A 20762-nucleotide genomic window follows, 5' to 3' on the forward strand; every position below is an offset into this window, starting at 1 on the left:
AGAGGGGGCCGCCGGCGCGGGGTCGAAACCCTTACGCCAGGGCCGACCTCAGCTTGTCGGCGAGGTCGGTGCGCTCCCAGGAGAAGCCGCCGTCGGCGTCCGGGGCGCGGCCGAAATGGCCGTAGGCCGAGGTGCGGGCGTAGATCGGCTTGTTGAGGCCGAGCGCCAGGCGGATGCCGCGGGGCGAGAGGTCGAGGGCGTCCATCAGCACGCCTTCGAGCTTGGCCTCGTCGACCTTGCCGGTGCCGTGCAGGTCGACGTAGATCGACAGCGGCTTGGCCACGCCGATGGCGTAGGCGAGCTGGATCGTGGCGCGCGAGGCGAGGCCGGCGGCGACGACGTTCTTGGCGAGGTAGCGCGCGGCATAGGCCGCCGAGCGGTCGACCTTGGTCGGGTCCTTGCCCGAGAAGGCGCCGCCGCCGTGGGGCGCCGCGCCGCCGTAGGTGTCGACGATGATCTTGCGGCCGGTGAGGCCGGCATCGCCGTCGGGGCCGCCGATGACGAACTTGCCGGTCGGGTTCACGTGCCAGACCGTGCCCTCGTTGATCCAGCCCTCGGGCAAGGCTGCGCGGATGTAGGGCTCGACGATGGCGCGCACGTCGGCCGAATCGAGCGACTCGTCCAGATGCTGGGTCGAGAGCACGATCTGCGTCGCCTCGACCGGGCGGCCGTTGGCGTAGCGCACCGTGACCTGGCTCTTGGCGTCGGGGCCGAGCTTGGCCGCGTCGCCCTGCTTGGCCTTGCGGGCGTCGGCGAGGTCCTTGAGGATCTTGTGGGCGTAGAAGATCGGGGCCGGCATCAGCTCCGGGGTCTCGTCGGCGGCGTAGCCGAACATGATGCCCTGGTCGCCCGCGCCCTCGTCCTTGTTGCCGGCCGCGTCCACGCCCTGGGCGATGTCGGCCGACTGGGCGTGCAGGTAGATCTGCACGTCGTTGTTCTTCCAGTGGAACCCGGACTGCTCGTAGCCGATGTCCTTCACCGCCTCGCGGGACAGCGCCTCGAGGTCCTTGAAGGTCACCGAATCGGGGCCGCGGACCTCGCCGGCGATCACGACGCGGTTGGTCGTGGTCAGCGTCTCGACGCCGAGGCGGGCTTCCGGCATCGCGGCGATGTAGGCATCGACCACGGTGTCGGAGATCCGGTCGCTCACCTTGTCGGGGTGGCCCTCGGAGACGGATTCGCTGGTGAACAGGAAGTCCGAACGCGGCATCGTGAGAGCACCCCGGTTGACGGGTGCGCCTTCCTGATCGCGGCGCTTGACCCGGTTGTGAGGGCCGGAGTTCTGGCACCGGCTCCCGGCAGGGTCAAGGTGGAATGCCGAACGGATCCGTTATACCGTACGAAGTGGACGGCCAATCGGTCCGAAGGTGCTACCACAGGGACGCGGTGGCCTCAGCCGCTCAACTTGCGCTCGAGGGCCTGGACCGCGGCGGCGAGGTCGCGCCGCGTGTCGGCCGAGCAGTTCTCGGAGACGTGGCGGGCGACCATCTCGGCCACGCCCTGCCAGCCGGCGTCGAGCGGGCGCTGCGGCGTGTCGCCGAAACCCTCGACGGCGTGGTCCTCGTCCCGGGGCATCCCGTTGAAGAAGTGGTCCAGCGGCACGCCGGTCATGCGCGAGAAGATGTCGAGATGGATCGCGCTGATGCGGTTGGTGCCCTTCTCGTACTTCTGCAGCTGCGCCGCGGACATGCCGAAGCTCTGGGCGACGCGGCGCTGGGTCAACGACGCCTTGCGCCGTTGTTCCGCGATGCGTTGCCCGACATAAACGTCCCGTTGATCCGTCTTCTGGCCTGCCATCACTCGTCTCGCGTGCGCGCCCCCAAGGACGCGGAATCGTCGACCATCCGCGACCTCGCCCTGCGCAAGCTTAGCTGCCGGCGCACGGCTTGTCACCCTCATAACCCGTTGGCTCTCCAGCGGTATCCGCCTGCATGGATGCCGCCGCGATCGCACCGCCGGCCAAGCTCGGCCGTTCTCCGATCCGCTCTACGAGAATTCCGTTGCCGCGGCAACGGTTTCGCGGGGCCGGCGTCCCGCGGGCCTCCCATCCCGTGCGGGCCTCCCATCTCAGGAACGTCCGCGTCCCTGCGCGGTCGCCGCCCGGCGCAACGCGTCGGCGAGGGCCCCCCCCGATTCCGGCGCCGGCGCGGCGGCGGATCGCGGCGCGGGCCCGCGCGTCGACGCCGCGCGCTCCTGGCGTACCTGGTCTTGGCGCCCCTGCTCGCGGCGCGCCGGCCGCTCACCGTCCTCCGCGCGCATGCTCAGGGCGATGCGCTTGCGCGCCGGGTCGACCTCGACGACGCGGACCTGCACCACGTCGCCGGGCTTCACCACCTCGCGCGGGTCCTTCACGAAGCGGTCGGCGAGCACCGAGATGTGCACCAGCCCGTCCTGATGCACCCCGACGTCGACGAAGGCGCCGAACGCGGCCACGTTGGTGACGACGCCCTCGAGCCGCATGCCGGGCTTCAGGTCCGCGATCGTCTCGACGCCGTCCTGGAAGGTCGCGGTGCGGAAGGCCGGGCGCGGGTCGCGGCCAGGCTTCTCGAGCTCGGCGATGATGTCGCCGATCGTCGGCAGGCCGAAGGTGGCGTCGACGAATGCCCGCGGGTTCAGCGCCCTGAGCACGCCCCCATTGCCGATCAGGGCGCCGATCGGCTGGCCGGTGGCGGCCAGGATCTTCTTCACCACCGGATAGGCCTCCGGGTGCACGCCCGAGGCGTCGAGCGGATCGCTGCCGCCGCGAATCCGCAGGAAGCCGGCGGCGAGCTCGTAGGCCTTCGGCCCGAGGCCGGCGACCTTCCTCAGCGCGGCGCGCGAGCGGAACGGGCCGTTGGCGTCGCGGTGCACGACGATGTTGGCCGCCACCCGCTCGCTCAGCCCCGAGACGCGGGCGAGCAGCGGCGCGGAGGCCACGTTGACGTCGACGCCGACGCCGTTGACGCAATCCTCCACCACCGCGTCGAGCGAGCGCGACAGCTTCCCCTCGGCAAGATCGTGCTGGTACTGCCCGACGCCGATCGCCCGCGGCTCGATCTTCACCAGCTCGGCCAGCGGGTCCTGCAGCCGCCGCGCGATCGAGACCGCGCCGCGCAGGGTCACGTCGAGGCCCGGCAGCTCGGCCGAGGCGTAGGCCGAGGCCGAGTAGACCGAGGCGCCGGCCTCCGAGACCATCACCTTGGTCAGCGTCAGCTCCGGGTGCTTGCCCAGCAGCTCGGCGGCCAGCCTGTCGGTCTCGCGCGAGGCGGTGCCGTTGCCGATGGCGATCAGCTCGACCCGATGCGCGCGGCACAGCTTGGCCAGCGTCGCCAGGGCGCCGTTCCAGTCGCGCCGCGGCTCGTGCGGGAAGATCGCGTCGGTGGCCACGACCTTGCCGGTGGCGTCGACCACCGCGACCTTCACGCCGCTGCGGAAGCCCGGATCGAGCCCGAGCGTCGGCCGCGCGCCGGCGGGCGCGGCCAGCAGCAGGTCGCGCAAGTTGCCGGCGAAGACCGAGATCGCGCCGGCCTCCGCCACCGCCCAGAGCCGGGCCCGCAGGTCCGTGTCGATCGCCGGCTTCAGCTTGGTCCGCCAAGTCTTGCGCACCGTCTCGGCGAGGAAGCGGTCGCCCGGCCGTCCGCGCTCGGCGATCCCGAAGGCCTCGGCGATGCCGAAGGTCTGGGCGATCCGCGCCTCCTGCCAGGCCGGCCGGCCGGGCGGCGGCGTCTCGGCGTCGGTGAGGTCGAGATCGAGCACCTCCTCCTTCTCGCCGCGGAACAGCGCCAGGATCCGGTGCGAGGGCAGGCGGGCGAGCGGCTCCTCGAACGAAAAGTAGTCGGCAAACTTCTGTCCGGCCTCGGCCTTGCCCTTGCGCACCGAGGCGCGCATCCGCCCGCGCCGCCAGGTCTCCTCGCGCAGGCCGCCGACCAGCTCGGCATCCTCGCCGAAGCGCTCGATCAGGATCGCGCGGGCGCCCTCCAGGGTCGCCTCAACGTCGGGGAAGCCGTCCTTGCCCGAGAAGCTCTTCGCCGCCTGCTCGGGGGCCTGGTCCGGCCGCGCCAGCAGCACCTCGGCGAGCGGCCCGAGCCCGGCCTCGCGGGCGATCTGCGCCTTGGTGCGGCGCTTGACCTTGAACGGCGCGTAGAGGTCCTCGAGCCGCGCCTTGGTCTCGGCCGCCGCGATCTTCCGGGCGAGGTCCGCATCGAGCTTGCCGAGGGCCCGGATCGCGTCCTGCACGGCGGCGCGGCGCTCCTCGAGGTCGCGCAGGTAGCCGAGGCGCTCCTCCAGGGTACGCAGCTGCGCGTCGTCCAGCGCCCCGGTCGCCTCCTTGCGGTAGCGGGCGACGAACGGCACCGTCGCGCCGCCGTCGAGGAGGTCGACCGCCGCCCTCACCTGCGCCTCGGCGACGCCGAGCTCGGTGGCGATGCGCTGCGTGATGCCGATCATCCGGTCGCGTCCTGCAGATGGCGTGGGGCGCGGTGTCTAACCCGGATGGGGGAGGGGGGCCAGAGCGGGCGGGGCCGGCACGCGGGCCGGCTCCGCCTGCGGCGCCGCCTCCCCCGCGATCCCCGGAGGATCGTCCGCAGCGATCGTCCTCGGGCTGCCGATCGTGGCGATCGGGCCGTCGTGGGCGATCGCGCTCTCGGGCATGCCGTGGCGGGGCGGCGGCTCGGGCGTGAGCACCATGGTGAGCCCGCCGGCGCGATGGATCGCGGCGAGCCCCGGGCGCCGCCGTCGAGGGAGCCGGACAGCACCACGCCGATCATCCGCCCGCGGCCGTGCCGGGCCACGGAATGGAAGAGCAGGTCGACCGTGCGGTTGCCGTGCAGCCGCATCGGGTCGGCGACGATCTCGCCGAAGCTGCGGTCGGCCAGGATCGGGTGCCGGGCCGGCTCGCCGATGTCGATGCGGCCCGGCCCGAAGCGTTCGCCCGCGTCCGCGATCAGGACCGGGTGCGGGCAGGCCTGCGCCAGGATCGCGCGGAGGTGGCTCGGCCGGTCCCAGGGGCGGAGCAGCACGAGGAGGACGGCCCGGAGCGGCGCCGGGAGGGCGACGAGGAGCGCCCGGATGTCGCGAAGGCCCTCGGCCCCGGAGGCGCCGACGCCGACGAACCGGGGCCGGTCACCGGCGGGCATGGGCGCACGGCAGCATCGGGCCGGGCCGGCGCGCCACGCCGGACGGCGAGGATTTTTTGGCCCCACGGTCCAGGGCGTGGGGTGCCGGCGCGCCGCGTCAGTTCAGCCGCCAGATCGCCGCGTTGAGCAGGGACGCGAAGGCGACCCAGGCGGCGTAGGGCAGCAGCAGGGCCGCCGCGATCCGGTCGATCCGCCAGCTCAGGCGGATCGTCCACAGGATCATCACGAGGAGGGCCACCACCACCACCAGGCCGGCACCCAGCGCGTGGCGGGCGAAGAACACCGGCGTCCAGGCGGCGTTGAGCGCGAGCTGCACGCCGAAGGCGGCGATCGCCAGCCACCAGCCCCGGCGCGACGGGCCGGTGGCCGGGCGGGCGCCGAGCAGGCGCCAAGCTGAGACGACCATCAGCACGTCGAGGATCGTCCAGGCGATCGGGAAGGCCGCGTTCGGCGGGTTGAAGGCGGGCTTGGCGAGGCCGGCGTACCACCCGTCGATCTCGGGGGCCGTCGACAGCCCGCCGATGAGCGAGGTCGCCCCCACCGGCAGGATCGCGGCGGGCAGGCGCAGCCACCAGGGAAGGGCCGGGCGGATCGGAACCCGCGTCGGCGAGGCTTGCGTGGACGAGGCTTGCGTGGACGCGGCGCGGCTGGCGGTCTGCATGGACGAAACCCGACGGGGACCTCGGAGGCGGCCCCGGCCCGGATCGTGGCAGCCGCGGCGTTCGGAGGCTATAGGAAACCCGCGCGTCTTCCTCCCCTCGTGCGGGGAAGGGACGATGAAGGGAAGGGACGCGGCGCGAGCCGCATCCGGACCGTCGAACGATTCTCCCGCCACGCAACATCGGACGCGGCCATGACCTCACGCAACCCGACGGACGACGCCGACCCTCGCGCCGCCGGATGGTCGAAGCGGACGCTCGCCGCCCAGGCGATGGGGCATGTCGAGCCGGTGACCCGCGCGGTGGTGGCGCCGCTGCACGTCTCCACCACCTTCATCCGCGACCCCGACAACGGCTATTCCTCCGGCTTCTCCTACGCGCGGCCCGACAACGCGACGGTGCGGGAGGCGGAAGCCGTGCTGGCGATGCTGGAGGAGGCGCCGGCCGCGATGCTGTTCGGCTCCGGCATGGCGGCGGCGACGGCGGTGTTCGGCGCGCTGGAGCCCGGCGACCACGTGGTCGCGCCGGCGGTGATGTACTGGGCCCTCAAGCGCTGGCTGCGCGAGGAGGCGCCGCGGCGCCGGCTCGACCTCGATTTCGTGGCGATGGACGACCTCGACGCCCTGCGCGCCGCGATGCGGCCGGGCCGGACCAAGCTCGTCTGGATCGAGACGCCCGGCAACCCGCTCTGGACGGTCACCGACATCGCCGCCGCGGCCGAGATCGCGCATGGGGCCGGGGCGCGGCTGGCGGTCGACTCCACCGTCGCCTCGCCGTTCCACACCCGGCCGCTGCGGCTCGGCGCCGACCTCGTCATGCATTCCGGCACCAAGATCCTGAACGGCCATTCCGACGTGATCGCCGGCGTGCTCGCCACCGCCGCCCGCGACGCCGCCTGGACCCGGATCGGCGCGATCCGCGCGAGCGGCGGCGCGATCCTCGGGCCGTTCGAGGCCTACCTCTTGATGCGGAGCCTGCGCACCTTCCCCCTGCGCGCCGCCGCGCAATCGGCCGGCGCCCTCGACCTCGCGGGCCGCCTCGCCCGGCACGCCCACGTCGCCCGGGTGCTCTATCCGGGGCTCCCCGAGGATCCGGGCCACGCGGTCGCCACGCGGCAGATGGACCAGGGGTTCGGGGCGATGCTGTCGATCCGGGTGGCCGGGGGCGAGGCCGCGGCGATCGCCACCGCCGCGCGCGTGCGCCTGTGGAAGCGCGCGACCTCGCTCGGCGGCGTCGAGAGCCTGATCGAGCACCGCGCCTCGGTCGAGGGACCGGGCACGCCGTGCCCGCCCGACCTGCTGCGCCTCTCGACCGGGCTCGAGGACCCCGACGACCTGTTCGCCGACCTCGACGCGGCGCTCCGGGCCGCCCACGCGGGCCCCTAAGCGCGGCGGGCTCGGATTCCTGTCCCGCGGGCGGGACCCTCCGGCGTGCCGCGCGTTGTGCCTCACAGCTTCCGAGCATCCCACGCCGAGAGACGACGAGCGGACCATGACGACACGCATCCTTGCCGGCGCCGCGCTCACCGGGGCCCTGGCGCTCGCCCTCCTCGCCGCACCGGCGGCCTCCACCGCCGCGCGGGCCGACACGGTCCCGAACCTCGACATCAAGAAGACCTGCCAGTCGGCGAGCCGGGCCAACGTCAGCGTCAGCGACAACGCCAACATCGAGGGCTGCCTGCGCTCCGAGCGGGACGCGAAGAAGGAGGCCGAGCGCCGCTGGGGCGACTACACGCCCTCGGCCAAGCGCCAGTGCGAGGACCAGTACAAGGCCGGCGGCTACCCGTCCTACGTCGAGATGGTGACCTGCCTCGAGCTCGCCAGCGGCACGGTGCCGACCCAGCCGAATTCCGGCGGCACCGCCACCGGCGGTCCCGGCGCGCCGGGCGGCAAGGCGGCCCCGCAGGAAGCGGGAAGCCAGAACCTCACGCGCGAGCCGGCCGCGAGCCAGCGCACCAACCCGATCGAGGTGCTCGAGAAGAAGTAGCGCCCGCGATGTCGGAAAGACCGCTTCTCGCCGGCCGCCGCGCCGTGGTGTTCGACGCCTACGGCACCCTGTTCGACGTGCATTCGGCGGTGCAGCGCCATGCCGACGCGGTCGGGCCGGCGGCGGCGCGGCTGTCGGAGCTGTGGCGGGTGAAGCAGCTCGAATACAGCTGGACCCTGTCGCTGATCGGTTGCACCGCCCCGTTCTGGCAGCTCACCGAGCGGGCCCTGGACTTCGCCCTGGCGAGCCACCCGGACGTCGACGCGGGCCTGCGCGACCGGCTGCTCGACGCCTATCGCGACCTCGACGCCTACGGGGAGGTGCCGGGCGTGCTGGAGCGCCTGCGCGCGCGCGGCCTGTCCACCGCCATCCTCTCCAACGGCGACGACGCCATGCTCGGCCGCTCGGTCGCCTCGGCCGGCCTCGCGTCCCGCCTCGACGCGGTGCTCTCGGCCGACGCGGCCGGCGTGTTCAAGACCCATCCGCGCGCCTACGCCGTGGCGCTCGACGCCCTCGGCGTGCCCGCCGAGGCGGTGCTGTTCTGCTCCTCGAACCGCTGGGACATCGCCGGCGCCACCGCCTTCGGCTTCGCCTGCGCCTGGATCAACCGCACGGGGAAGCCGGACGAGTACGCCGACCTCGCGCCGGTGGCGGTGCTGTCGGATCTAGCCGGCTTGTTCTGAGGCGGGGCGTCGGCTCCCCCATCTCACCTGGATCGCATGGGGTGCGGGTTCCCCTCTCCCCGCACGCGGGGAGAGGCCCGGCCGCACCTCGTCGTGCAGCCGGGAAGCGCAGGCGAAGCCGAAGCGGCGGTGAGGGGAAGGCACCGGACGAGGCTCCGCCGTCGAAGCCCCCTCACCGTCGGCTGCCGCCTCGCCGCGCCGACGACAGGGTCGTCGCGGCCCTCTCCCCGCGTGCGGGGCGAGGGGATGCGCGCGGGGCGCACCGCCATGGTCCTGTAAGGCTCCCGCGCGTCGACCGACCCCTCACTTCACCACGATCCAGTCCTCCACCACCAGGGCGTCGAGGCCGGTGGTGGTGAACATCAGGATCGCGTCCTCCGCCGTGTGGAGGATCGGCTTGCCCATCACGTTGAAGCTGGTGTTGAGCAGGATCGGCACGCCGGTGATCTCGGCGAAGGCGGCGATCAGCGCGGCGTAGGCCGGGTTGCGCGCCGGCGTCACGCTCTGGAGCCGGCCGGTGCCGTCGGCGTGCACCACCGCCGGGACCTGGTCGCGCTTGGATTCGCGCCAGACCAGGGTGCGCTCCATGTACGGGCTGTCGGCGTAGGCCTCGAACCAGTCGGGGCCGGCCTCGGCCAGGATCGAGGGGGCGAAGGGCCGGAAGGCCTCGCGGTACTTCACCTTAGCGTTGAGCGCGTCCTTCGCGCCCGCCGGCCGCGGGTCGGCGAGGATCGAGCGGTTGCCGAGCGAGCGCGGGCCGAACTCGGCCCGGCCCTGGACCCAGCCGACGAGGCCGCCGGCCGCGAGGATCCGCGCCGCCTCCCGGGTCGCCGCCGCATGGCCGACCTTGCGCGCGCGCGGCTCCCACTCGGCCAGCCGCTCCATCGGCGCGGTCGAGACGCGCGAGCCGAGATAGGGGGTGAGCGGGCGCGCCTCCGGCGCCGGCCCGGTCCAGCCCGGGTTGTCGGCGGCGTAGGCGAGCCAGGCCGCGCCGACGGCGTTGCCGTCGTCGCCCGGCGCGGACGGCACGTGCAGGCGGGAAAAGCTCGAGCGCTCGAGCACCCGCCCGTTGTAGGAGGAGTTGAGGCCGCAGCCGCCGGCGATCACCAGGTTCTCGTGCGGGCTGAGCGCCCAGGCCTCGGCGACGAGGATGTCCATCAACTCCGAAAACACCTCCTGGCCGCTCCTGGCGAGATCGGCCCAGCCGGCCTCGCCGAGATCGGCCGGGCGGCGGCTCAGGATCGTCGCGACCACGTCGCGCACGGTGGCGTCGTCGGTGAACTTCAGGCGGCCGCCCTCCGCCGTGTACAGGCGGCGCAGCTGCGCGACGAGCGCGGGATCGGAGCGGCCGTAGGGCGCGAGCCCCATGATCTTCCATTCCTCGCCCTTGAGCTGGTCGAAGCCGGCGAGGTCCGTGACGAGTCCGTAGAGGAAGCCGACCGAGCCGCGGCCGCGGTGGCGCCGCACCTCGGCGATGCGACCCGCCTCCATCCGGTAGAGCGCGGCTGCGCCGGTCTCGCCCATGCCGTCGACGATCACCGCGGTCGCGTCCGAGAACGGGCTGCCCCACAGGGCGTAGGCGGCGTGGGTGAGGTGGTGGGGGAAGCGGTCCTGCCGCACGATCCGCGCGCGCGCCGCGCCGCCGCGGCCCCGCGTCTCCTGGTCGAGGGCCAGCAGCGTGCCGTAGCCGGCGCGCGCCTGGGCGATCGCCATCTCGGCCACGAAGATGCGCTCGGCGCGCTCGGGCACGAACGAGCGGTTGAGTACCGGCGCGTGCCGGCCCAGGGCCTCGAGGGTGAAGGCGCCGGCGCGCCCCTGCCCCTCGAGGAACTCGGTGAATTGCTGGCCCCAGGTCGAGGCGACGACGAGCTCGGAGCCTTCCGGCACGAGCTCGGCGAGCAGCCCGACCATGCGGGTGGCCGGGTCCGGCTCGCAGTTCGGGGCGCGCTTGTATTGCAGGAAGCGCTCGGCGCCCTCGGCGAACAGGACCGTGCCGTCGGGCCCGATCAGCGCGAGCGCCGGGTCGTGGAAGGTGGTGGCGAGGCCGAGATAATACCGCATCGCGGATCGGGTTAGCGCCGCGGCGCCGACCCGGCAACCTCCCGTCAGGCGCGCTGCGCCCGCTCCAGCCGGCGGGCGAGGCGGGTCGCGCCGTAGACCTCGCCGAGGCGCCGGCGGGCGGCGTGGACGGGAGGCGCCTCGCGCTCGGCATGGGCGGCGGCGATCACCCGCAGCGTCGCGGCGACGGAGCGCTCCAGGCGCTGCTCGTCGTGGGCCTTCACGGCGCGGGCCGGCACGGATTCGGTCATCGGGATGCCCCCTCGTGGTCCCGCCCTCGTCCGGACGGCGACCGTCGGCGACAGCATCCGGGGCGGGCTGGGCCGCAAGATGGCAGCTTGGCCGTAACCTGGCCGCTTGGCCCCGAGTCGGCCGCTCGATCATAAGGTGGCGGCTTGGCCGCGGGAGCCGCCGCCGGCCTCAGGGCGCGGCGGAGGCCTCCTGCGCCCGCACGACCTCGCGGGCGGTGTCGAGCACGATCCGGCGGTCCGCGTCGCTGCGGATCGCGTCCCACAGCGTCAGCAGCTCCCGGGTTTCCTGGGCCGGGCAGCCGCCCTCCCGGGTGCTCACCAGCTCCTCGACGGTGCAGCCCAGGGCCGTGGCGATGCGCTTCAGCGTCTGAGCGGTGCGCTCCGACGGCAGGAGTTCTGTCATGCGTCGATCTCGATCGGGCATCGGCATCACGCGGCCCGGCGTGCGTGGGACGGCGCGGAAGGCCGGCATGCGGCAGGCCGGGTCGGGCGCCGGCCCGCGCCCGGGCGACCCGGCCGGTGCGCGGGTTGCATCGTGCGCCGGCCGCGGGGGGCCATGGCGGCGCCTGCGGTCGGACCGGGCGTCGTCACGGCCGCATCGCGATCCGCCGGCGGACGAGCCGGGATCGTCTTGCGGGTGCAGGCATCGTTGTTCGCAAGATCCAGCATGCGGGTTCCCGTGCGACGCGCTCGAGGTGCGTAGGATAATCGATCTATGAGTTACAGTATATTTTGAATAAATACCTTACAAAGACCGTTCGCTATATATTCGGCAGCTCCGATCCGGCGACGATGCAGGATTTGGACCTGCCCTCGAGACCGCCGATCGATGAGAGACCGGATATCGAATCCAAAATGGGATCGAAGTTGCACTCACATACGTTGGTATCCGATTTTAAACTATAAGTGTCAAATTCGCGCGATATTTATACTGTCTTGCGCTATATTGATAGCCAGCCCGGATAGGGCCCCGGCGCTCGGCCGGCAGGCCTCCGCATCCGGGCCCGCGGCCGAAGCGCCGCGGGCCCCTCACCGCCCGGGGCGCATTCAGCGCGGCCGGCCGGCGTCGCGCCGCGTCTCGGACGGCGCGCAGCCGTACAGCCGCCGGTAGCGCTGCCCGAAATCGCTCATGTGGACGAACCCCCACCGCGCCGCGACCTCGGCGATCGAGAGCGTCGCGCCGCCGCGCGCGGTCAGGTCGTGGTGGACCTTCCGCAGGCGGCGATCGATGATGAACTGCACCGGCGTCTGCCCGATCGCCTGCCGGAACCTGTCCTGCAGCGAGCGGACGCTGATCCCGGCCGCGGCCGCGATGTCGGCCAGCGTCAGCGGGTCGGACAGGTGCGCCTCGATGTAGTCGAGGGCGGCGCGGATGCGCCGGAGCGGCACGTCCTGGCTCTCCTGCGGCGCCGGCATGTCCCGCTTCGGCCAGACCGAGAGCAGCTGGTAGCTCAGGATCTCCTGGATCAACGGGATGATCAGGTTCCCGCGCCGGCTCGGTCCGTGGCTGTGCGCATGGATCTGCCGCAGGGTGCAGAACAGCATCTGCACGCCGGGGGTCGTCATCGCGGCGATCGGCGCGAGCGGCGCGAAGCCGCGGTCGCCGCCGCCCGTCAGCGCCGCGTCGGCGGCCGTCAGGGCCGCGACCGGGATCGTCCCGCCGATGGCGCCGAACCTGCTCGAGGCCTGGACCTCGCGCAGGTCCTCGAAGCCGACCAGCGTGGCGTGGGAGGGCAGGCCGATGGCCTCGCCGGCCCGGTAGCGGTAGGCGATGCTGCCGCTCGTGACGAAGCGGATGGTGACGAGGTCGGCGTCGAATTTCGGCTTGGTGACGAATCCGCTCGCCGAGGCGGTCTCCCACAGGCTGAAGGTCTCGCTCTGGCTGCCGGCGATGCGGATGTCGGGCGCCGCCGAGCGCAGGATGTCGAAGTTGACGGCGATGCCGCCGCGATCGTTGAACAGCTGGAGCTGCCGCAGCGAGCCGATGCGCGCGACGATGCGGTCCTGGGAGCGCCAGGCCGCCGGATCGCGCTGGGCGAGACCGCTCATCCGAGGGGCCTGACCGATCGGGGCGGCGTGGAAGCGGGGCGGCGCATCGTCGGGCAACTCGAAGTGGGGATCGGCTGTGCCGCCGGGGCGATCGACCGCCCCAAAACCGCGCACCGCCGTGCGCGGGCCGTGTTGCGGCCGGCGGGCTACCAGGCGAGCCGCTCGATCACCGCGTCGGGCTGCACCGGCTGGCGCGCGAGCCAGGCGGCGACGTCGCCGAGGGTGTGGTGGGCGGCCGAGACGCCGAGCTCCTCGGCGTGGATGCCGCGGGCGACGAGCAGGCTGGCGATGCCGAACCCGCGCGCGCCGGCGATGTCGGTGCGGATCGCGTCGCCCACCGCCAGGACGCGGGCGGGATCGGGCGCGGCGCCCGCGTCGAGGCCGGCGGCGAGCGCGAGCGCGGCCTCGTAGACCGGCCGGTGCGGCTTGCCGGCATAGGTCACCGCGCCGCCGATCGCGGCATAGGCCTCGGCCAGCAGGCCGGCGCAGGGGATGAGCAGGCCGTTGCGCTCGACCACGAGGTCGGGGTTGGCGCAGATCATCGGCACGTCGCGGGCCCTCAGCGCGGCCAGCGTCGCCCGGTAATCCTCGGCCGTCTCGGTGGCGTCGTCGAACAGGCCGGTGTTGACTACGAGATCGCAGGCGTCGGCCGGCACCAGCGTGAGGTCGAGCCCCTCGAAGATCGGGCCGTCGCGCTCCGGGCCGAGATGGTGGATCCGCGCGCCCGGCCGCCGGGCGATCAGCCCGCGGGTGAGGTCGCCCGAGGTCAGGATCGCGTCGTAGGCGGCGCGCGGCACGCCGTAGCCGTCGAGGATGCGCTGCACGCCGGCCCAGGGGCGGGGCGCGTTCGAGACCAGCACCACCCGGCGCGGGCGCGGGCCGGGCCGCTCGCGGAAGGCGATCAGCGCCGCGCCGGCGGCGGTGTGGGCGCGGGTGCCGTCGTGCAGCACGCCCCAGACGTCGCACAGGATCAGGTCGTAGGCATCCGCGATGCCGGACAGGCCGGGCAGCGTCGGGATCGGATCGGGCATCGGCGGTCTCGGGCGGATCTGTCGGGGAAGGCGCCGGCCGGGTTAGGCGCGCCGGCCGGGGTTGGCAATCGCGCGGGGCTTTGCGGGATCGGGCGACCCGGCGTAGCCTCGCGGCGGGAACGTGACGGTCCCGATTCCCGACGACCTCGCCCGCCGCCTCGCCGCGGATGGCGGCGACCTCGCGCGCCGCGCGCTGGAGGCCTTCGCGGTCGAGGAGTTTCGTGCCGGGCGGCTGACGCCCCCCGAGTTGCGCACGCTGCTCGGGTTCGGCACCCGTGCGGCGCTCGACGCCTTCCTCAAGGCCCGCAACGTCTTCGTCGACTACGACCTCACCGACCTGGACGACGACCGCCGCGATCTCGACCGCCTCGGCCTGTGATCCGTTGCGTGCCGTCGCCGATGCCGGGCCGATCCATTATCTCGTGCTGATCGACCTTATCGCGGTGCTGCCGACGCTGCTGGCCGGGGTCGCGATCCCCGACACGGTATGCCGGGAGTTGCGCCATCCCGAAGCTCCCGCGGCCGTGCGACGCTGGATGTCGGCGCCGCCGGCCTGGCCCGCGGTCGAGCCCGATCCGGTCGGGTCGGACCCGTCGCTCGGGCCACTGGATGCCGGGGAATGGGAAGCCATCCGGCTGGCGACGGCGCTCGGGGCGGACCTGATCCTCATGGATGGCCGTGCCGGCGTCGCCGCCGCCCGGGCCAGGGGGGTCGCCGTCACGGGCACGCTCGGCATCGTCGACCTCGCCGTGCGGCGCGGCCTCCTCGATGTGCTCGACGCCGTCTCACGGCTCCGGGCGACCAATTTCCGCTGCCGCCCGGCGCTGTTCGAGGCCCTGCTCGCCCGGCATCCTCGCCCCTGGCACGGCTTCCCCCCGATCTGCCATCCCGAAGGGACCCTCCGGATCGGGTACGACCCCTCTAGCTCGCCCGGCGCAGGAAGGCCCGGAACGGGCGGCGCTCCGGCGTCGGCTCGGGCGGGTCGTCCGGGGTCGGGGGGGCGGAGGGGACCGGCGGGGCCTGCGCGGCGAGCACGTCGGCCCGCACCGGGCGCGGCGGGGCGAAGACCGGCCCCTGCGCGAACGGCACGTCGAGGTCGATCAGGTCGGGCACGTCGGATTCGGCCGCGACGTCGGTCGCGACCAGGCGGATGCCGGCCCGCGCGAGCGCGGTGACGAGGTCCTCGATCGCGATGTCCGACAGGCTGCGCCGGGCCGGGCCGGGACGCAGCAGCAGGCCGGCGGGGACCTTGACCTGGCCGACGCCGTAGCCCGCCAGCGCCGCGGCGTCGAAGCGCAGGTCCGCCGGCCGGTCGAGGGTGAAGCCGACCCGGCCCTTGAGCGCGGCGACGGCGCCGGCCTGCTCGGCGTCGAGGTTGCGCCAGCTCGCCTGCGGCAGGGCGACGACGAGTCGGCCGGCCAGGGCCGGCTCGGCCGCGACCAGCCGCGCGATCCCGCGCAGGAACCCGGGCTCGTAGAGCGAGAGCGGCGACAGGCCGTAGGCCACCGCCGCCTCGCTGCCGCGGCCGACGAGGTGGCGGGCGATGGTGGCGACCCGCTGCAGCATGCGCCGGTCGAGCTCGGTCGAGCGGCCGTGCCGCTCCAGCACCGGCAGGAACGCCTCCGGCGTCAGCACCGCGCCGGCGAGCCTCAGGCGGGCCAGGGCCTCGTAGGACGCGACCTTGCGCTGCGGCAGCGTCACCAGCGGCTGGAGGTGGACCTCGAGGCCGTCGCCGTCGAAGGCCGCGATCACCGCCTCGTCCTCGGTCGAGCCCCGGGCGGCCGCGTCCGCCCGGGGCAGGGCGCGCGGCGGGAAGAGGCGCGGCACCGGCATCGGCGCCCGCTCGGGCTCCGGCGCCGCGGGCGGCACGTAGGCCGGCGGCTGAACCGAGGCGGGCGGCGGCGCGTAGGCGGGGGCCGGCGCGTAGGCGGGGGCCGATGCGAAGGTTGGGGCCGGCGGCGGTTCCGGGGCGGGCGCCGGCTTCGAGGCGGCCAGGTCGGCGGCCTGCTGCTTCAGCCGCGCGACCTCGCCGTCCTGCGTGCCGACCACGGCCGCGAGGTCGCGCACGATGCCGCTGAGCAGGCCGATCTCGACGGTCAGCTCCTCGACGTCGCGGGGCAGCCCGGCCTGCGCCGGATCGGCCCGGCCGGCCGCCTCGGCCTTGAGCAGGCGCTTCGACAGGGTGTCGAGCTCGGCCGAGAGCTTGTCGCAGCGTGCCTTCAGCCCGCTCGCACGGGCATGGGCCGCGAGCGCGCCGAACGCGGCGAGCCCCCCGAGCGCGAGCGCGCCGACCGTGGGCATCAGGGCGGCGAGCGGCGCGAGCGCAACGAGGCCGAGCAGACCCATCGACCACAGGCCCGCATGCCGGCCGATCCTCCGGGCTGTGGGTCGGTTCGCCACGGGTGCCTTCTTGCCTGGATTCGGGGGGGAGCCCGGGCCTGCCTGATCGGGGCCGCGGAGCCCTTTTGTCGCCGAGGGCCCGCGGAGCCGCAAGCGCGCAGGTGAGCCGGCGCGGCGGTTTTCCGCGAGTGTGACATCCGGAAGTTTTTTCGCCCGCTTGCGGCTTCGCGCGCCCAATCCTCGCCCTGCTCCGCCCTTGCCGCGCCCGGCCCGGCGCCCGAGATCGGTGGCAGGCGATCGATCGACGGAGCGACGGCATGGACGCGCAGGGCGAACTTCTGATGCGGGTCGAGGGCATGACCTGCGGCGGGTGCGAGGCGTCGGTGCGCCGCATCGTCCAGCGGATCGATCCGGCGGCGGAGGTCGCGGTCGACCGGGCGCACGAGCGCGTCGCGATCCGGACCTCGGCCCAGAGCCTCGTGCTGGCCGAGGCGCTGACCAAGGCCGGCTACACCGCCACCGCGATGACCGGCTGAAGGCGCGCCAAATCGAATTTGTCGGCGCAGCGAATAATTTCGACGCGCTTTTCGACCGGAGCTGACGCAAAATGTCGGAATCGGCCGGGCGTTGCGCTTGGTCTTGCGCCCGTCGCACGGCACAACGCCGGCTTGAACGGACGCCGCGGACAAAACCGGACGCCACACGACGCCCTCGTGCCAAAGGTTGAGGAAACCATGCCCTCCGACATCGAGATCGCCCGCGCGGCGACGTTGCAGCCGATCGCGCAGGTCGCCGAGAAGCTCGGCATCCCCGACGACGCCCTGCACAATTACGGCAAGCACATCGCCAAGCTCGATCACGGCTTCATCGGCGGGCTCGAGGGCAAGCCCGAGGGCAAGCTGATCCTCGTCACCGCGATCTCGCCGACGCCGGCGGGCGAGGGCAAGACCACGACGACGGTCGGCCTCGGCGACGCGCTGAACCGCATCGGCCGGAAGACCATGATCTGCCTGCGCGAGCCCTCGCTCGGGCCCTGCTTCGGCATGAAGGGCGGCGCGGCCGGCGGCGGCAAGGCCCAGGTCGTGCCGATGGAGCAGATCAACCTGCACTTCACCGGCGACTTCCACGCCATCACCTCGGCGCACGCGCTCGCCGCGGCGCTGATCGACAACCACGTCTACTGGGCCAACGAGCTCAACATCGACGTGCGCCGCATCCACTGGCGCCGGGTCGTCGACATGAACGACCGGGCGCTGCGCGCGATCACCCAGTCGCTCGGCGGCGTCGCCAACGGGTTTCCGCGGGAAGACGGCTTCGACATCACCGTGGCCTCCGAGGTCATGGCGGTGTTCTGCCTCGCCAAGGACCTCGCCGACCTCGAGGAGCGCCTCGGCCGCATCGTCGTCGCCGAGACCCGCGACCGCAAGCTCGTGACCCTGAAGGACATCAAGGCCACCGGCGCGATGACGGTGCTGCTGAAGGACGCGCTGCAGCCGAACCTGGTGCAGACGCTGGAGGGCAACCCGGCGCTGATCCACGGCGGCCCCTTCGCCAACATCGCCCACGGCTGCAACTCGGTGATCGCCACCCGCGCCGGCCTCAGGCTCGCCGACTACACCGTGACGGAAGCCGGCTTCGGCGCCGACCTCGGCGCGGAGAAGTTCCTGGACATCAAGTGCCGGCAGGCCGGCCTGTCGCCGTCCGCGGTGGTCATCGTCGCCACGGTGCGGGCGCTGAAGATGCACGGCGGGGTCAACAAGAAGGACCTCGGGGCCGAGAACGTCGACGCCCTCGAGAAGGGGTTCGCCAACCTGGCGCGCCACGTCGCCAACGTGCGCGGCTTCGGCCTGCCGGTGGTGGTGGCGGTCAACCACTTCCACGCCGACACCGATGCCGAGCACGCCAAGCTGCGCGACCTCTGTCGCGAACGCCTCGACGTCGAGGCGATCACCTGCAAGCACTGGGCGGAGGGCGGCGCCGGCGCCGAGGCCCTGGCCCATGCGGTGGTGGCGCTCTCCCAGGGCGCGCCGAAGCCGATCGCCTACACCTACGAGGCCGAGGCCAAGCTGTCGGACAAGGTCAAGGCGATCGCGACCAAGCTCTACGGCGCCGCCGACATCCAGATCGAGTCCAAGGCGGCGGGCAAGCTCGCCACCTTCGAGAAGGACGGCTACGGCCACCTGCCGGTCTGCATGGCCAAGACCCAATACTCGTTCTCGACCGACCCGACCCTGATCGGCGCCCCCGAGGGCCACGTGGTCGCGGTGCGCGACGTGCGCCTCTCGGCCGGGGCCGGCTTCGTCGTGGTGATCTGCGGAGAGATCATGACCATGCCGGGCCTGCCGCGGGTGCCGGCCGCCGACACGATCCGCCTCGACGCGAACGGCCAGATCGACGGGCTGTTCTAGGGGCGCACGCGCCGCGTCTTTCCCTCCCCCGCACCCAAGTCGGGCCTGCCCGACTTGGGCACACGGGGTGCGGACCTCGGGCAAGCCCGAGATCCGTCGGGGGAGGGAAGAGGAGAAGAGCCGTCAGCCCCGCGCGGCCAGGACGGTCCGCATCGGGCGCAGGTCGTCGAGATCGTCGTGGTGCAGCAGCAGCACGTCGGTGGCGGCGGCGAGCTTGCGGGCGGCGGGGGTGAAGCCGGCATTCGTAACCACGGCGGCCATGTCGCCGGACCAGTAGCGGGCGGCGGCGGCCGCCTCCTGCACCGCGGCGTTGCCGACCGGGCGGCCGTAGCGCTTGCACTGCACGACGAGGCGGGTGCGGCCCTGCTCGGCGACGATGTCGGCGCCCTGGTCGCCGCTCGCCGGGGTCGGGTGCGTGCGCCAGCCGGCGCGCTCGAGCCGCGCGGCGCAGAACCGCTCGTAGGGCACGCCCTCCTCGGGCGCCGCGTCGTCCTCGGGCAGGTCCACCGCCTCGGCCACCGCCTCGACGATGGACAGGATCGTGTCCGCCCGCGCCGCGCACAGGTCCGCGAAGCCGCGCGCGGTCAGGTCCGGCACCACGGTGCGCGCGACGAAGTAGTCGCGCTCGCGCAGCCAGCCGTCGACGATGCGGTTGCCGTAGGCGTCGACGAAGCTTTCCTGCCGGCGGCGCAGGGCGAGCGTCCGGGCGTGGCGGCGGGCGAGCTTGCGCACCCGGGCGCGGAAGCGCCGGGGCCGCCCGAGATGGCGCAGCAGGACGAGGCCGAGCGCCGCGCCCGAGAGCAGGAGGCCGCCGCGCCCGTACCGGAGCGACAGGCCGCCGCCGACCACCGCGATCCAGAACAGGCGGGCGACGAGGCTGGGCTGGCCGGGCATGAACGACGCCTCACGCGGCCGGCCCCACCGGCCGGCTCCTCGCCGACAGCCATCGCACCCGGCGATGCCCGATCCCTGAATCGGCCCGGCGAGCGCCGCGGAAAGCTGTGGATTTCCCGAGGGCGGGCGCCCGCGAGTGGATCGCGTCGCGCTGTCCGGCTCCCCCTCCCGGAGGAGAGGGCCGGGGCGAGGGGCATGACCCACCCGGACGGGTCGTGCCCCGCAACCCGCCCGTCTCCCATGGGGGACGGGACGCGGGTTCTGCCGGGCCCGACCGGGCGATCGGAAGGACCCGGCGATCAGCCCTCGGCGGCGCTGCGGCCTCGGCTGCGGCGCGGGGCCGGAGCGACGGCCGCCTCGGGCGCGGCCTTGCCGCGGGTCTTGCGACGCTGCTGGCCGAGGCCCATCGTCTTGGCGAGCTCGGAGCGGGCGGCGGCGTAGTTCGGCGCGACCATCGGGTAGTCGGCCGCCAAGTTCCACTTGGTGCGATACGCGTCGGGGGTCATGTCGTAGCGCGTGCGCAGGTGGCGCTTCAGCGACTTGAACTTCTTCCCGTCCTCCAGGCAGATGATGAAGTCCGGCGTGACCGAGCGCTTGATCGAGACCGCGGGCGTCGGCGGCTCGACCTTCTCGGCGGCGGCGCCGTTCCCCAGCTGGGCCAGCGTCGTGTGCACCGAGACGATGAGCCCGTTCAATTCCGGGACCGGAACGGAATTCTTGCTCACGAAGGCCGACACGATCTCTGCCGCCAGAGCGATGTAATCCGGTTCCATGCCGTTGTCGTTCATCATCGATCGTTCCCCGGTCCGACTTCCCTCGACACGTCCGACGTCAACGCAGCCCAAGGGTTGGGAAATTTTCAGCTGACGCCAGCTTGTTCAGGCAAGGCGGCTATGATGTCTAACATCTCAACGCAATGCGCAAGGTCTGTTTCCGTTCGATTAAACTTGATGGAAAGGCTTCCAACACAAAAAAACGAGTGTAGCGCCGCACCCGGAGTCCAGTCCGACCCCCTGCGGCGCTGGTGTCCAATGGCGGAGCCGGTCGTCGAGACGGCCGGAGCCTTCGCGGATTCGGTATTAGTCGCCTGCTTTTCCGTCCCGGCGCGCCAATACCCTCTTTCGATTCCGGCCTCGGGCTTGAAAACTTCGTTGTGTCCGCAACGAGATCGCGAGCGATCCTGCGCGGGCGGCGGCGGAGCGGCCAGGGCCTGCCGGTGCTCCCGAGCCGCCGGTCCGCGCGGCCGCACCCGCGCGACCGGTCGTGCCGCCGCGCGCGCCGACATGAGG

Annotated in this window: 19 protein-coding genes and 2 pseudogenes; 7 read left to right on the forward strand and 14 right to left on the reverse strand. The window is 73.2% G+C overall.

The window, feature by feature from the left end:
- Positions 1–31: 31 nt before the first annotated feature.
- The 6 genes and pseudogenes from metK to ACFZ8E_RS00775 form a co-directional block, all read right to left on the reverse strand.
- On the reverse strand, positions 32–1210 hold the full coding sequence (gene metK, locus ACFZ8E_RS00750) for a methionine adenosyltransferase (RefSeq protein ID WP_147844288.1): 1179 nt from the start codon (positions 1208–1210) through the stop codon (positions 32–34).
- Positions 1211–1392: 182 nt separating this feature from the next.
- Entirely contained in the window at positions 1393–1797 is a 405-nt protein-coding gene (locus ACFZ8E_RS00755; RefSeq protein ID WP_147729573.1) for a helix-turn-helix domain-containing protein, read from the reverse strand.
- A gap of 270 nt (positions 1798–2067) precedes the next feature.
- Positions 2068–4425: a Tex family protein gene (locus ACFZ8E_RS00760; protein WP_405041713.1), complete on the reverse strand. Its 2358-nt coding sequence runs from the start codon at positions 4423–4425 to the stop codon at positions 2068–2070.
- 36 nt (positions 4426–4461) lie between these two features.
- On the reverse strand, positions 4462–4665 hold the full coding sequence (locus ACFZ8E_RS00765) for a hypothetical protein (RefSeq protein WP_405044459.1): 204 nt from the start codon (positions 4663–4665) through the stop codon (positions 4462–4464).
- Between the two features lie 89 nt (positions 4666–4754).
- A pseudogene (locus ACFZ8E_RS00770) lies at positions 4755–5114 on the reverse strand (chemotaxis protein CheB); the annotation flags it as partial.
- Positions 5115–5211: 97 nt separating this feature from the next.
- Positions 5212–5775 carry a TspO/MBR family protein gene (locus ACFZ8E_RS00775; RefSeq protein WP_243938802.1) on the reverse strand — a complete coding sequence of 188 codons (564 nt, stop codon included), beginning with the start codon at positions 5773–5775 and terminating at the stop codon, positions 5212–5214.
- Positions 5776–5967: 192 nt separating this feature from the next.
- On the opposite strand from ACFZ8E_RS00775, the gene ACFZ8E_RS00780 reads away from it, so the two are divergent.
- From ACFZ8E_RS00780 to ACFZ8E_RS00790, 3 genes are all read left to right on the forward strand, one after another.
- On the forward strand, positions 5968–7158 hold the full coding sequence (locus ACFZ8E_RS00780) for a trans-sulfuration enzyme family protein (protein ID WP_405041714.1): 1191 nt from the start codon (positions 5968–5970) through the stop codon (positions 7156–7158).
- A 106-nt stretch (positions 7159–7264) separates the two neighbouring features.
- Complete coding sequence (locus ACFZ8E_RS00785) at positions 7265–7759, forward strand: hypothetical protein (RefSeq protein WP_147844330.1); 495 nt, start codon at positions 7265–7267, stop codon at positions 7757–7759.
- Between the two features lie 8 nt (positions 7760–7767).
- Positions 7768–8442 (forward strand): haloacid dehalogenase type II, encoded by a 675-nt coding sequence (locus ACFZ8E_RS00790; RefSeq protein ID WP_147844329.1) that lies wholly within the window; start codon positions 7768–7770, stop codon positions 8440–8442.
- A gap of 303 nt (positions 8443–8745) precedes the next feature.
- Here the strand turns inward: ACFZ8E_RS00790 and ACFZ8E_RS00795 are convergent, their stop codons facing one another.
- From ACFZ8E_RS00795 to ACFZ8E_RS00815, 5 genes are all read right to left on the reverse strand, one after another.
- Positions 8746–10503, reverse strand: a complete 1758-nt coding sequence (locus ACFZ8E_RS00795; RefSeq protein ID WP_405041715.1) for a carbamoyltransferase — start codon at positions 10501–10503, stop codon at positions 8746–8748.
- A gap of 44 nt (positions 10504–10547) precedes the next feature.
- On the reverse strand, positions 10548–10751 hold the full coding sequence (locus ACFZ8E_RS00800) for a hypothetical protein (protein WP_147844666.1): 204 nt from the start codon (positions 10749–10751) through the stop codon (positions 10548–10550).
- A gap of 169 nt (positions 10752–10920) precedes the next feature.
- The gene (locus tag ACFZ8E_RS00805) at positions 10921–11154 is read right to left on the reverse strand and encodes a hypothetical protein (protein ID WP_147730013.1); all 234 of its coding nucleotides are present in this window, start codon (positions 11152–11154) and stop codon (positions 10921–10923) included.
- Positions 11155–11798: 644 nt separating this feature from the next.
- Positions 11799–12800 carry a helix-turn-helix domain-containing protein gene (locus ACFZ8E_RS00810; RefSeq protein WP_405041716.1) on the reverse strand — a complete coding sequence of 334 codons (1002 nt, stop codon included), beginning with the start codon at positions 12798–12800 and terminating at the stop codon, positions 11799–11801.
- A gap of 146 nt (positions 12801–12946) precedes the next feature.
- A complete protein-coding gene (locus ACFZ8E_RS00815) occupies positions 12947–13831 on the reverse strand; it encodes a TIGR01459 family HAD-type hydrolase (protein ID WP_405041717.1) in 885 nt (294 codons plus the stop codon).
- 121 nt (positions 13832–13952) lie between these two features.
- Between ACFZ8E_RS00815 and ACFZ8E_RS00820 the strand changes: the two genes are divergently transcribed.
- Both ACFZ8E_RS00820 and ACFZ8E_RS00825 read left to right on the forward strand, forming a co-directional pair.
- Positions 13953–14210: a UPF0175 family protein gene (locus ACFZ8E_RS00820; RefSeq protein ID WP_147729952.1), complete on the forward strand. Its 258-nt coding sequence runs from the start codon at positions 13953–13955 to the stop codon at positions 14208–14210.
- Between the two features lie 289 nt (positions 14211–14499).
- Positions 14500–14664: pseudogene (locus ACFZ8E_RS00825) on the forward strand (DUF3368 domain-containing protein); the annotation flags it as partial.
- Positions 14665–14752: 88 nt separating this feature from the next.
- Here the strand turns inward: ACFZ8E_RS00825 and ACFZ8E_RS00830 are convergent.
- Positions 14753–16177: an EAL domain-containing protein gene (locus ACFZ8E_RS00830; RefSeq protein ID WP_243938842.1), complete on the reverse strand. Its 1425-nt coding sequence runs from the start codon at positions 16175–16177 to the stop codon at positions 14753–14755.
- A gap of 311 nt (positions 16178–16488) precedes the next feature.
- Here ACFZ8E_RS00830 and ACFZ8E_RS00835 point away from each other — a divergent pair, with 311 nt between their 5' ends.
- Positions 16489–16707 carry a heavy-metal-associated domain-containing protein gene (locus ACFZ8E_RS00835; protein WP_147729049.1) on the forward strand — a complete coding sequence of 73 codons (219 nt, stop codon included), beginning with the start codon at positions 16489–16491 and terminating at the stop codon, positions 16705–16707.
- Between the two features lie 198 nt (positions 16708–16905).
- The gene (locus tag ACFZ8E_RS00840; protein WP_243938792.1) at positions 16906–18579 is read left to right on the forward strand and encodes a formate--tetrahydrofolate ligase; all 1674 of its coding nucleotides are present in this window, start codon (positions 16906–16908) and stop codon (positions 18577–18579) included.
- A gap of 123 nt (positions 18580–18702) precedes the next feature.
- Here ACFZ8E_RS00840 and ACFZ8E_RS00845 read toward each other — a convergent pair whose 3' ends face one another.
- Positions 18703–19473, reverse strand: a complete 771-nt coding sequence (locus tag ACFZ8E_RS00845; RefSeq protein ID WP_147860280.1) for a restriction endonuclease — start codon at positions 19471–19473, stop codon at positions 18703–18705.
- 299 nt (positions 19474–19772) lie between these two features.
- Positions 19773–20264 (reverse strand): MucR family transcriptional regulator, encoded by a 492-nt coding sequence (locus tag ACFZ8E_RS00850; RefSeq protein ID WP_279596385.1) that lies wholly within the window; start codon positions 20262–20264, stop codon positions 19773–19775.
- Positions 20265–20762: the final 498 nt, after the last annotated feature.

This window comes from Methylobacterium sp. HMF5984 (assembly GCF_045033435.1).
GTDB lineage: Bacteria > Pseudomonadota > Alphaproteobacteria > Rhizobiales > Beijerinckiaceae > Methylobacterium.

Excerpts from the sequence above, each read along its gene's own strand:
- metK (WP_147844288.1), bottom strand. The coding sequence starts at position 1,210 with ATGCCGCGTTCGGACTTCCTGTTCACCAGCGAATCCGTCTCCGAGGGC.
- ACFZ8E_RS00755 (WP_147729573.1), bottom strand. The coding sequence starts at position 1,797 with ATGGCAGGCCAGAAGACGGATCAACGGGACGTTTATGTCGGGCAACGC.
- ACFZ8E_RS00760 (WP_405041713.1), bottom strand. The coding sequence starts at position 4,425 with ATGATCGGCATCACGCAGCGCATCGCCACCGAGCTCGGCGTCGCCGAG.
- ACFZ8E_RS00765 (WP_405044459.1), bottom strand. The coding sequence starts at position 4,665 with ATGGTGCTCACGCCCGAGCCGCCGCCCCGCCACGGCATGCCCGAGAGC.
- ACFZ8E_RS00775 (WP_243938802.1), bottom strand. The coding sequence starts at position 5,775 with ATGCAGACCGCCAGCCGCGCCGCGTCCACGCAAGCCTCGTCCACGCAA.
- ACFZ8E_RS00780 (WP_405041714.1), top strand. The coding sequence starts at position 5,968 with ATGACCTCACGCAACCCGACGGACGACGCCGACCCTCGCGCCGCCGGA.
- ACFZ8E_RS00785 (WP_147844330.1), top strand. The coding sequence starts at position 7,265 with ATGACGACACGCATCCTTGCCGGCGCCGCGCTCACCGGGGCCCTGGCG.
- ACFZ8E_RS00790 (WP_147844329.1), top strand. The coding sequence starts at position 7,768 with ATGTCGGAAAGACCGCTTCTCGCCGGCCGCCGCGCCGTGGTGTTCGAC.
- ACFZ8E_RS00795 (WP_405041715.1), bottom strand. The coding sequence starts at position 10,503 with ATGCGGTATTATCTCGGCCTCGCCACCACCTTCCACGACCCGGCGCTC.
- ACFZ8E_RS00800 (WP_147844666.1), bottom strand. The coding sequence starts at position 10,751 with ATGACCGAATCCGTGCCGGCCCGCGCCGTGAAGGCCCACGACGAGCAG.
- ACFZ8E_RS00805 (WP_147730013.1), bottom strand. The coding sequence starts at position 11,154 with ATGACAGAACTCCTGCCGTCGGAGCGCACCGCTCAGACGCTGAAGCGC.
- ACFZ8E_RS00810 (WP_405041716.1), bottom strand. The coding sequence starts at position 12,800 with ATGAGCGGTCTCGCCCAGCGCGATCCGGCGGCCTGGCGCTCCCAGGAC.
- ACFZ8E_RS00815 (WP_405041717.1), bottom strand. The coding sequence starts at position 13,831 with ATGCCCGATCCGATCCCGACGCTGCCCGGCCTGTCCGGCATCGCGGAT.
- ACFZ8E_RS00830 (WP_243938842.1), bottom strand. The coding sequence starts at position 16,177 with ATGGGTCTGCTCGGCCTCGTTGCGCTCGCGCCGCTCGCCGCCCTGATG.
- ACFZ8E_RS00835 (WP_147729049.1), top strand. The coding sequence starts at position 16,489 with ATGGACGCGCAGGGCGAACTTCTGATGCGGGTCGAGGGCATGACCTGC.
- ACFZ8E_RS00840 (WP_243938792.1), top strand. The coding sequence starts at position 16,906 with ATGCCCTCCGACATCGAGATCGCCCGCGCGGCGACGTTGCAGCCGATC.
- ACFZ8E_RS00845 (WP_147860280.1), bottom strand. The coding sequence starts at position 19,473 with ATGCCCGGCCAGCCCAGCCTCGTCGCCCGCCTGTTCTGGATCGCGGTG.
- ACFZ8E_RS00850 (WP_279596385.1), bottom strand. The coding sequence starts at position 20,264 with ATGATGAACGACAACGGCATGGAACCGGATTACATCGCTCTGGCGGCA.